This window comes from Stutzerimonas kunmingensis (genome assembly GCF_900114065.1).
Classification (GTDB): Bacteria; Pseudomonadota; Gammaproteobacteria; order Pseudomonadales; family Pseudomonadaceae; genus Stutzerimonas; species Stutzerimonas kunmingensis.
Map to the genome: position 1 here is coordinate 1 of NZ_FORS01000023.1, position 9,811 is coordinate 9,811.

Annotated in this window: 10 protein-coding genes and 1 pseudogene; 8 read left to right on the forward strand and 3 right to left on the reverse strand. The window is 54.5% G+C overall.

Annotated features, from left to right (window positions below; all coding sequences use genetic code 11):
* From BM275_RS21720 to BM275_RS21755, 8 genes are all read left to right on the forward strand, one after another.
* A partial coding sequence (locus tag BM275_RS21720) for an efflux RND transporter permease subunit (RefSeq protein WP_139229604.1) occupies positions 1-1,971 on the forward strand: 1,971 nt, incomplete at its 5' end.
* Complete coding sequence (locus BM275_RS21725) at positions 1,968-2,324, forward strand: copper-binding protein (protein ID WP_003298789.1); 357 nt, start codon at positions 1,968-1,970, stop codon at positions 2,322-2,324. The genes BM275_RS21720 and BM275_RS21725, both read left to right, overlap by 4 nt.
* 142 nt (positions 2,325-2,466) lie before the next feature.
* On the forward strand, positions 2,467-2,784 hold the full coding sequence (locus tag BM275_RS21730) for a co-regulatory protein PtrA N-terminal domain-containing protein (RefSeq protein ID WP_003292648.1): 318 nt from the start codon (positions 2,467-2,469) through the stop codon (positions 2,782-2,784).
* 32 nt (positions 2,785-2,816) lie between these two features.
* Positions 2,817-3,074, forward strand: a complete 258-nt coding sequence (locus BM275_RS21735; RefSeq protein WP_003292647.1) for a DUF2933 domain-containing protein — start codon at positions 2,817-2,819, stop codon at positions 3,072-3,074.
* Between the two features lie 23 nt (positions 3,075-3,097).
* Positions 3,098-3,328, forward strand: coding sequence for a hypothetical protein (locus BM275_RS21740; protein WP_003292646.1), 231 nt, complete (start codon positions 3,098-3,100; stop codon positions 3,326-3,328).
* 90 nt (positions 3,329-3,418) lie between these two features.
* Positions 3,419-4,792, forward strand: coding sequence for a heavy metal sensor histidine kinase (locus BM275_RS21745; protein ID WP_003292645.1), 1,374 nt, complete (start codon positions 3,419-3,421; stop codon positions 4,790-4,792).
* Positions 4,793-4,897: 105 nt separating this feature from the next.
* A complete protein-coding gene (locus BM275_RS21750; protein ID WP_015275569.1) occupies positions 4,898-6,565 on the forward strand; it encodes a hypothetical protein in 1,668 nt (555 codons plus the stop codon).
* Between the two features lie 544 nt (positions 6,566-7,109).
* Positions 7,110-7,565 carry a DUF305 domain-containing protein gene (locus BM275_RS21755; protein WP_003292642.1) on the forward strand — a complete coding sequence of 152 codons (456 nt, stop codon included), beginning with the start codon at positions 7,110-7,112 and terminating at the stop codon, positions 7,563-7,565.
* Here the strand turns inward: BM275_RS21755 and BM275_RS21760 are convergent.
* From BM275_RS21760 to BM275_RS21770, 3 genes and pseudogenes are all read right to left on the reverse strand, one after another.
* A complete protein-coding gene (locus BM275_RS21760) occupies positions 7,540-8,229 on the reverse strand; it encodes an SDR family NAD(P)-dependent oxidoreductase (RefSeq protein WP_231600321.1) in 690 nt (229 codons plus the stop codon). The two genes, BM275_RS21755 and BM275_RS21760, sit on opposite strands and share 26 nt — an antisense overlap.
* Positions 8,230-8,643: 414 nt before the next feature.
* The gene (locus BM275_RS21765) at positions 8,644-8,973 is read right to left on the reverse strand and encodes a four-helix bundle copper-binding protein (RefSeq protein WP_015275568.1); all 330 of its coding nucleotides are present in this window, start codon (positions 8,971-8,973) and stop codon (positions 8,644-8,646) included.
* Between the two features lie 478 nt (positions 8,974-9,451).
* Positions 9,452-9,811 (reverse strand): annotated as a pseudogene (locus tag BM275_RS21770) (c-type cytochrome); the annotation flags it as partial.

A 9,811-nucleotide genomic window follows, 5' to 3' on the forward strand; every position in this document is an offset into this window, starting at 1 on the left:
ATCGGAGCGATGGTCGATGCAGCAATCGTCATGATCGAAAACGCCCACAAGCACATTGAGGCCTGGCACAAGCGGCATCCTGACTCCACCTTGAAGGGCCAGGAGCACTGGAAGGTCATTACTGACGCGGCTGTTGAAGTGGGGCCGGCACTGTTCTTCAGCCTGCTGATCATCACGCTGTCGTTCATACCAGTGTTCACCCTGGAGGCGCAGGAAGGCCGGCTGTTCGGTCCACTGGCGTTCACCAAAACCTATGCAATGGCAGCCGCCGCGGGCCTGTCTGTCACGCTGGTTCCGGTGCTCATGGGGTATTGGATCAGGGGCAAAATCCCTGACGAACACCGTAATCCACTCAACCGTGGCCTCATCTGGATCTACAAGCCGGCCCTGGACGCGGTACTGCGCTGGCCCAAGATGACTCTGCTGGTGGCTGTTCTGGTCTTCCTGACAGGCTTGTGGCCGGCCTCTCGCCTTGGTGGGGAGTTCTTGCCCCCGCTGGATGAAGGTGACCTCCTTTATATGCCCACTGCGCTTCCAGGCCTCTCCGCTCAGAAGGCTTCTGAGCTACTGCAGCAGACGGACCGGCTCATAAAAACGGTCCCAGAAGTTGCACACGTGTTCGGTAAGGCTGGTCGAGCCGACACCGCTACAGATCCCGCCCCGCTGGAAATGTTCGAGACGACCATTCAGTTCAAGCCGAAGGATCAATGGCGCCCTGGGATGACGCCTGACAAGCTGGTTGAGGAGTTGGATCGCACCGTACAGGTACCTGGATTAGCCAATCTGTGGATCCCGCCGATTCGAAACCGTATCGATATGCTGGCGACGGGTATCAAGAGCCCGATCGGGGTGAAAGTGTATGGCACTGACTTGGCACAGATCGACAAAGCCACCCAGGCAGTGGAAAAAATCGCCAAAACGGTGCCTGGGGTCAGTTCGGCACTTGCTGAGAGACTGACCGGCGGCAGGTATATCGATGTGGATATCGATCGTGTCGCCGCCGCACGCTACGGCCTGAATATCGCGGACGTGCAATCGATCGTGGCCGGTGCCATCGGTGGTCAAACCATTGGTGAAACCGTGGAAGGGCTCGCCAGGTATCCGATCAACCTCCGCTATGGCCGCGAGTGGCGCGACTCGATATCCGATCTGCGCAACCTACCGATCTACACGCCGCAAGGCAGCCAGATCACGTTGGGGACCGTGGCCAAAGTACAGGTGACAGACGGACCGCCCATGCTTAAAAGCGAAAACGCAAGGCTGTCGGGCTGGGTTTACGTCGATGTTCGTGGCCGCGACATGGCGGCTGTGGTGGGCGATCTGAGGGAAAAGATCAGCAAAGGGGTCCAGCTCGAATCCGGCATGAGCATCAGCTATTCCGGCCAATTCGAATTCATGGAGCGAGCTAACGCGAAGCTGAAGCTCGTCGTGCCGGCTACCTTGCTCATCATTTTTGTCTTGCTCTACCTCACGTTTGGGCGCTTTGGGGAGGCGTTGCTGATCATGGCCACGCTGCCATTCGCCCTAACCGGTGGCGTCTGGTTCCTCTATTTGCTCGGGTACAACCTATCCGTAGCGACAGGAATCGGTTTCATCGCACTGGCAGGCGTTTCTGCTGAGTTCGGCGTCATTATGCTGCTGTATTTGAAGAACGCATGGACAGATCGGGTTAACGCTGGAGCCCATGGCGAAGGCGTACTGCTCGACGCAATCCGCGAAGGCGCTGTGCAGCGGGTGCGCCCCAAGGCCATGACCGTAGCAGTGATTATCGCCGGTCTGCTGCCCATCCTCTGGGGTAGCGGAACCGGCAGCGAAATCATGAGCCGCATCGCCGCGCCCATGGTGGGCGGGATGATCACCGCCCCTTTGCTCTCCCTGTTCGTTCTGCCGGCAGCTTACCTGCTGATGCGCCGCCGGCAATTGCGAGTTACCACCCAGCAAGCAACCAACCCCACTGGAGAACATCCATGAACATTAAGCACATCACCCTTGCCTCACTCTTCCTGGTGCCAGTCGCCTATGCCGCCGACAAGGAGCCAATGGACGGCATGCCGATGGATCACAAAGGCATGAACATGCCAATGGACCAGAAGTCGGCGGGACAGACCGCTACAGCCACAGGTACGGTCAAGAAAGTAAACACCGAGAGCGGAACCGTCACCATTGCCCACGGCCCGGTCGAAGCGTTGGGCTGGCCGTCGATGACGATGGGCTTCAAAGCAAAGCCTGATCAGCTCCAAACGCTGAAAGAAGGGGACCAGGTCGAATTCGAGTTCTCCTCGAAAGGTATGGATTCCACCATTACGCGCATCGAAAAGCAGTAAAGAGCAGAAAGCGACCGCCGCAGGCGCGGCGGTCGTACCAACACGAGAATGAAGCGATTACCGCTTTGTAACCTTGGCAACAGCTTCTTGTAAGTAGCAAGCCTTTAATCTACAGGCATCAACTAACCAAGAGGTGCAAACCATGAACCGCATAACCAAAGTAATCGTTCCTTTTATTCTGACCGTTGCTTCCTCGCTTGCAATGGCCGAAGGCGGAAGCGAACGTACGCTGAATCGCTTAAATGACTCGGCAGGAGCAAAGCCCACCCTTAAGGAGCTTGTCAAAGAGGGTCAAGTGCTGAGCATCGCACCTGCAGGGGCGACCGGCACGACTCGAATGATTCAAAACTATAGAACTAGTGCCCAAGTCCAGACGTATGAGATGAAGGTCAAGACCCCCGACGGGAAGATCCATACGGTAGAGTTCCTGAGCACCCCAGTTGGCGTGAACAATGGCTAATCTGCCAAGCTTAATATCCGAGGGATAGTTAGATGAGCAGCATAATATCCAAGATTAAAAGCGTACTGCAGCGCAATCCGGTCGTAACGGGGTTAACCGCAGCTGTGGTTGGCTACATGCTACTGAACCAAAGCACTGCGGCGTTGGCAACAACGCTGCCAAGCCTGCTCTTTCTCTTGCCCTGCTTGTTGATGATGGTCGTATGCATGAAGCATATGTCTAGCGGTAAGTGCGACAAGCCCAAGGAGCCCAACGTTGGCGAAAACACCTTGTTAAGCAAAAGCGAATAACCCACTGAACTTAGAGATTTAACATGCGAAAGGCCATCACCGTTACAGCAATCGCAATCACCTTGGCGAGCGGACTGAGTTTCGCAGCGGCAGATAAAGCGGACCAAAGCCATTCAGAAACCGGCATGATGAGCGGCGACAAGCATATGGAAATGATGGGTGACATGCGTGGAATGATGAAAGAGTGTCGTGAGATGATGGGGGCCGCCAAAGCCGACCACTCGCAAAATGGCGAAAATCCAGACGCAGCATAGGATATGAGGGTGTGAGTAACAATGATCGAAGCAGGTGGGGGGTGCCCCACCTGCTTTTTTGTGCTTGATGGCCTAACCAGGACCGTACTGATGGGAAAAGTGTCACTGACGAGCAGAATGGCGATAGCTTTCATGCTCGTGGTTACGGTTGTGCTGCTGGCGGCCGCAATCAGCTTTAATTATTTTTGTCAGCTCCATTTCGAACGCAAAGATGCACAAGTGCTTAATGAAAAGGCCGCTGCAGTAGAGCGTACGCTACTCAACAGCTCAGCATTCGGGCCTGAGACCGCTTCAAGGATCGATGCCGTTATTGAGCACTCCTTTGGCTTCGCGACTGCGGTTGTAGTAGACGGTAAGACGGTTTACTCCCATCACAATCTGTCTGAGAGCTTGCTACCTCTTGTCACAGACATCCAAGAGGAACGCTGGACGGTAAGTTTCGGTGGCCACCAGTACAGCGGAATTACCAGAAAAGTAAATCGGTGGGTAGAAGGGCAGGATACTGTTATCTATTTGGCTTTGGATGTAACGCACCGAATCCACTTCTTCGATATGATTCAGCAGTGGTTTGCTTATACGCTTGTCGTTAGTGCACTTCTGAGTGGCGCGTTAGGTGTTGTTCTGATCAGGAAAGGCTTAAAACCAATAGACGAACTGTCCAAGACTTCTTCTACAGTAACCGCCCACTGCTTAGATACCAGAATTCCAACCGAGTCGGTGCCAGGCGAGCTGCATGAACTCGTAGACAACTTCAACGAAATGCTTTCGCGCTTGGACGACTCTTTTCTCAGATTGTCAGGTTTCTCAGCGGATATCGCGCATGAGCTAAGAACGCCGCTGAACAGCATGCTTACCCAAATGGAGGTCGCGCTCTTGCGCGACCGCGAGAATACCGACTACAAAGACATTTTGTATTCCGCCCTCGAAGAACTTAGGCGCATGTCAAAGATGGTCGATGACATGCTATTCCTCGCCAAGGCGGACAACGGGAAGATTACGCCCAATGCCGAAGATGCCAGCATGGCTGAGATTACCGCGAGCGTTATCGAATATTACGAGCTTGCAGCCGAGGACAAAAAGGTAGAAATCGCGCTTTCAGGCGATGGATCGGTACATGGCGATAAATCGATGCTGAGACGGGCCGTCTCAAACATAGTCTCTAACGCAGTTCGATATGCAGAGGAAGGCAGCACCATCAGCGTTGAAATAAGCGAGAGCGGTGGCTCGGTTTGCACAGCCATATCCAACCGAGGCACAACGATTCCAGCCGAGCTTCAGGCCCGAGTGTTTGATCGATTCTATAGGGTCGACACCGCAAGGCGCGAAGGAACCACCATGAATGCGGGCCTCGGCATGGCTATCACTCGTTCGATAGTCGAAGCGCACAAAGGGCGCATCGCTTGCGAATCAGCTGAGGGGCATACGACTTTCACAATGACGCTTCCAAAGCTTATGTCTAGTTAATGGCAGAGTGCCAGCAACGACCCTGACCTACGCTCATAGAAACGCCAGGCTGAACCGAAAGAGGCCGAGACTTTCGAAGCTGTATGTTTGGTTCTGGAGGTTCCCGTGCAAGCGTCCTCATCGAGAAAATGCGGTACGACAGCCGCAGCGCTCAACGAAGCGTGCTTCTGCGTAAGCCTAGATCAAGCTGCGCTCGTAAACTCATTGACCGAACAGCTTGGGAATTCAGAGCTGTCGGAGCTATTGAAGTCACGTTGCCCTCATGTGTTTGCAGCACGACCGGTCTTTGTTTCATCCTTGCGGCTGCGCCAGGTTAATGAGGTTATTCAGGCCATCGAGCAGACCGTGAGCTCGCCCGGTTGGCGTGAGCATGCTCTGGATTCTGCACCTCCTATTGCCCGACACGATCCTCGGGGCGCGCGCGGCGTCTTCTTTGGCTACGACTTCCATCTGGATGATGACAAGCTTGGGCTCATCGAAATAAACACAAATGCGGGCGGAGCGATGCTAAACGTATTGCTCGCCCGCGCGCAGCGTAGTTGTTGCAGCGGCGTAGTCGGGCTTTCGCCAGGTCAGGAAGGACCCGGCGGCTTCGAGCGTTCGATTCTGGATATGTTCGCCCAGGAATGGTCTACGAGCGGCGAGCCACGTCCGCTCACGCGCGTGGTGATCTTGGATGAAAGCCCACAAGCCCAATACCTGTATCCGGAGTTCCTTCTTTTTCAGCGGTTATTCGAGTCAGCAGGAATCGACTGCCTAATCGCAGACCCAGCCGATCTGGCCTTTCACAACGAGTCCCTCTTGGTCGACGGAAAGCCTGTGGATCTCGTCTACAACCGACTCACCGATTTCTATCTGGAAGGCGACAATTGCAGCGCGCTGCGCAGCGCTTATTTGGCTGATGTCGTGACGGTAACGCCACACCCTCAGGCCTATGCCCTTTACGCCGACAAACGCAGGTTGGTTGACCTAACCAACGCACGTTTTTTGGAAGAGATTGGCGTTGATCAGCAAATCCGAACCGTATTGGCCCAATACGTCCCGCTTACCGTTCCTGTCGGGCATGGTAATGCAGAGCACCTGTGGCAAAACCGCCGTAGCCTCTTTTTCAAGCCTGTCAGCGGGTATGGTAGTCGCGGTGCATACCGAGGAGACAAGCTCACCAAGCGCGTTTGGGAAGAAATCGTTGGCGGAAACTACGTGGCCCAGTCCCTTGTAGCTCCTGGCGAGCGTAGAATCGTCGCCGACCCTCAGGTACGATCGATGAAGTTTGATCTGCGCGCTTACGCTTATGCTGGCGAGGTGCAGTGGAACGCTGCCAGGGTCTACCAAGGCCAGACGACCAACTTCAGAACAGAGGGGGGCGGTTTTGCTCCCGTTTTTACCTTAGGCGAGGAAGAGGAGCGAGCCGGTTCTACAGAGCAACGGTCGCACGCCTCGTTCATGTTCTTGCTCGACGAAACCGGCGCCGTAGAGGAACTGCCGCACCCGCTATATCTGGCGCTGGTTCGAGCCGAAATGGCTACTTCTAAGCTTGCCGGTAAGCGTTTCCGATTGGCGGACTGGTATGTGGCAATGGAAGATGGCCATCCTTCCGAAGTCATCCGAGAATTGTACGGCTGGGTTGCTTTCGACGCAGATGGCGCCTACCACCCTGAAGTTGGCCCACCAGAAAATGGTCAGCCAAATAGTATTGGCAATGTTGACTCATCTGCCCTGCCAACACCGGAAGAACATGATCGAATCGAAGGTCTGTTGTTTCAAAGTGAGTGAGGTCCCGCGCGCCACGAAAGGCGCGGCTTGGGACAGAATAACCTCGCCGCTCAGTTTTGGAGCCAGCTACACCCAGCCGTCTTAGCCGCCACACATCTAATGTGCGAATACTAACCCTGCGGTCACACTCGACAAGAACGTGGCATATGCTGGGTGCTGAATTGTTCTCTCCGAGTGTTCTATTGCTCACGATAACTCTTTGGGCTTGCTAAGCCGAGTAGTCGGGTCTCAAGGCTTGAAGGCCATCTTAGTGGGCCCGCTCTTTCGCGCAGTGGTCCATAGCGCGACGTTGGTATTGTCTGCTTATAAGCTATTAGCGATTGATTAGTTCAGGGGAACATTACGCGTAGTACAGCGCTGGCAGCGCTTTAAGCCGGTCTTAAAGCGGTCGATGATTACATTTTTGTAAGCTTCTCAAAAAATCGAAACCTCATCATCTTCGGCTTGTCCGTTTTTAGGAGAGCATTCGAAAGCCACTTCTAAGCAGGGCTGCGCGAACACGTTGAGTCGCCGATCCAGCAGCAATCATTAAAGAGGTCTAACTATGCAAATGTCTTACTGGCGCTTTGCAGCGATGGTAGCCACGTCTACGATCATTATGTATGGCGTGATGTACTTAAATACTTACTCGTTCGAGCATGTTTTTTGGAGCGAGACTCGCGCTTGGATGGCATTAGTGATGGGCGCGGTAATGGCAGTAGTCATGCTCGCATTCATGCTCAACATGTATAAGCGTAAGTCAGTAAACCTAGCGATATTGGCAGGAAGTGCAGTAGCTTTTACCATTGCACTATGGCTTGTACGTGGGCAAGCGACGGTAGACGACACGGACTACATGAAGGCCATGATCCCCCACCATTCCATAGCAATCCTAACAAGTGAACGAGCTCAGATTTCAGATCCTCGCGTCCGCAAGTTAGCTGACGAAATCATCGACGCTCAGCGCCGAGAAATCGCAGAAATGAAGTCCCTGATCAATGAACTAGAAAGGGCAAATTGATTCCCAGAAACGGTGTGTCCACAGCCCAGGGCATGACGGTGGCGACATTGATGGTCTCGCTACCGCTCAGGCGAATCTCCTCAGCGATTGCCGCGCCGAGATTTATGACGCCACCTTTGGTCGCTGCGGAGGAGGCATGATAAGCCAGCGGTATCTCGCTCTCGACTGAGCCCACGTTGACAAGCGTGCCGAAGCCTTGAGCTCTGAACTGGCGCATGGCTGCGTGGCTGCCATAGATCATGCCCTTAAGATTGACATCCACGATCCGCGCATGGTCCTCGACGGGAACGTCCTCGAAACGACCCAGCGCTCCGACCGCAGCGTTGTTAATCCAAACGTCGATCCTGCCGAAACGCTCGATGGCGGCTCGTGCCAAGTCCTGCATCTCGTTCGGGTTGCTCACGTCGGTGGTCACCACCAGTGCCGATCCTCCAGCCATGCGTATCTGCGCGGCCAGTTCTTCGAGCACGTCGGTCCGGCGGGCCGCTAGCACCACGTCGCCTTGCAGAGCGGCAAGCTTGAGCGCCACGCCGCGGCCGAAGCCACTGGAGGCACCAGTGATGACAAAGGTTTTGCGAGCAACGCTTGGCTGGTCGCTTGGTTTCAGGCGCGGGGAAACGGCGCAGCCACTGAGTTGCAGAACGGCGAGCAGTACTAGCAGCAAAGCCAATCGCTGCGATGGGAATATTCGCAAAACCATTTTCGTTTTCTCCCAGCAAAATAAGGTCGCATGGCCCGCTTGGTTGTTGTTGGACCGCCTTTTTGCCAGGAGCTTTCATGCTAATTCACTCAATTAGTTTTCAGCGCTCAATCGGGAGACAGTGGCAAGAGAATAGACCGTTACGGTGGCGATCATCGGTGGCTAAGTAAGAGTTGCTAGCGCGTAACTATCGTATTTCGCTTTGGAATGAAATGCTGCTGGACAGGGATTGATTCGCTCTTGGCAGTTGCGGGTATCGTACGCACTTTTTCGATATGTCATGGAGGCGCGAACATTAAGCGCACCATGGCTTTTCTTATTCTTCGAGGGGCTCTGACACTCCCAATTTAGTAGTGCCAGAGCAGTGAGTTACGGATGTTATCCTGCCATACGCTCACATTCCTCAGCGCAGTTCATGCACGCCTTCGCACACTCTTGGCAATGATCCATTTCATGCTTCGCGCATTCCTCTCCGCATGCACGGCAGATCTTGGCGCAAAGGGCGCAGAACTTCTTAGCATATTCACTTTCGCGGCTCATCAGTGTGGCAGCCAACCTGCAAATGTCCGCGCAGTCGCGGTCAAGCTCGATGCAGCGAGCCATCATTTTTACATCATCCTCGCGTAGGCAAGCAGAGGCGCACATTTCGCACACTAGGGCACAGTTCGAACAAGCTTGGATACAGGATGCGAACATTGAGTTTGTCATTTACGTTCTCCAGGGTTCGATAGTTGTATTTCGTCGTTTGGTTACTGGCCGATATGGCTCATCAGCCTGTTAGCAGACACTGAATTACGACACGCTCCTACCGAGCCCGTTTCGAAAAACCTCATTACAATGTTGTAAGGTAAGTCCAACCGCACCGGGGATCTGCGGGCGCAGTTGGTGGCGATGTGGCCGTCAGATTGCCTGTACGGCTTCGCTAGTCTGTTCGAGATGATTGAGTTGAAAATGAGGGAGCTCCCTGTCGCCACGACTGGGAGCATTCGTTGGGGAACGGCCGGAGCGCAAGCCGCTTAACTAGGTAAGTTACTGGCCTTGCGGCCTAACTTTTAGGAAGGAAGCAATTGCAAAGCCCTCCGGTACCGTTGCGTCGACTAGGATGGCCTAGGGCCGATCCTCTGCTTGCTGAACCGCCTTTCTTAGAGCCTCGATCAGAACCGCATAGGCACACATATACCGGATGTTAGTGCTCGTGTTGCTTCCCGTCTGCGTGCACATGGTTTTTTGAAGGGGATTTGCCTTCCGCATCGGCACTGTCACTGCCATTGCTGTGCTCAACCGCCTGGGGCTCCTCGGACGCATGATGGTCATCGCTTTCGTTATTACCATGATGACCGGAGCCTGATTGGCCGGATGCTCCACCTGTGCTGCTGGAGCCATGGTGATCCGAGCCGCCACTGTCGCCCTGATGGTGGTCGCCCGAGGCCATCTCGCCGTGTTGCTCACTATGCCCAGCTGGGGTCTCCCCACCACCATGCTGGTGACCACCGCTAGACGCAACGAGTGCTCGATACGCTCCTTCATCTAACTCAGGAAGCTTCTG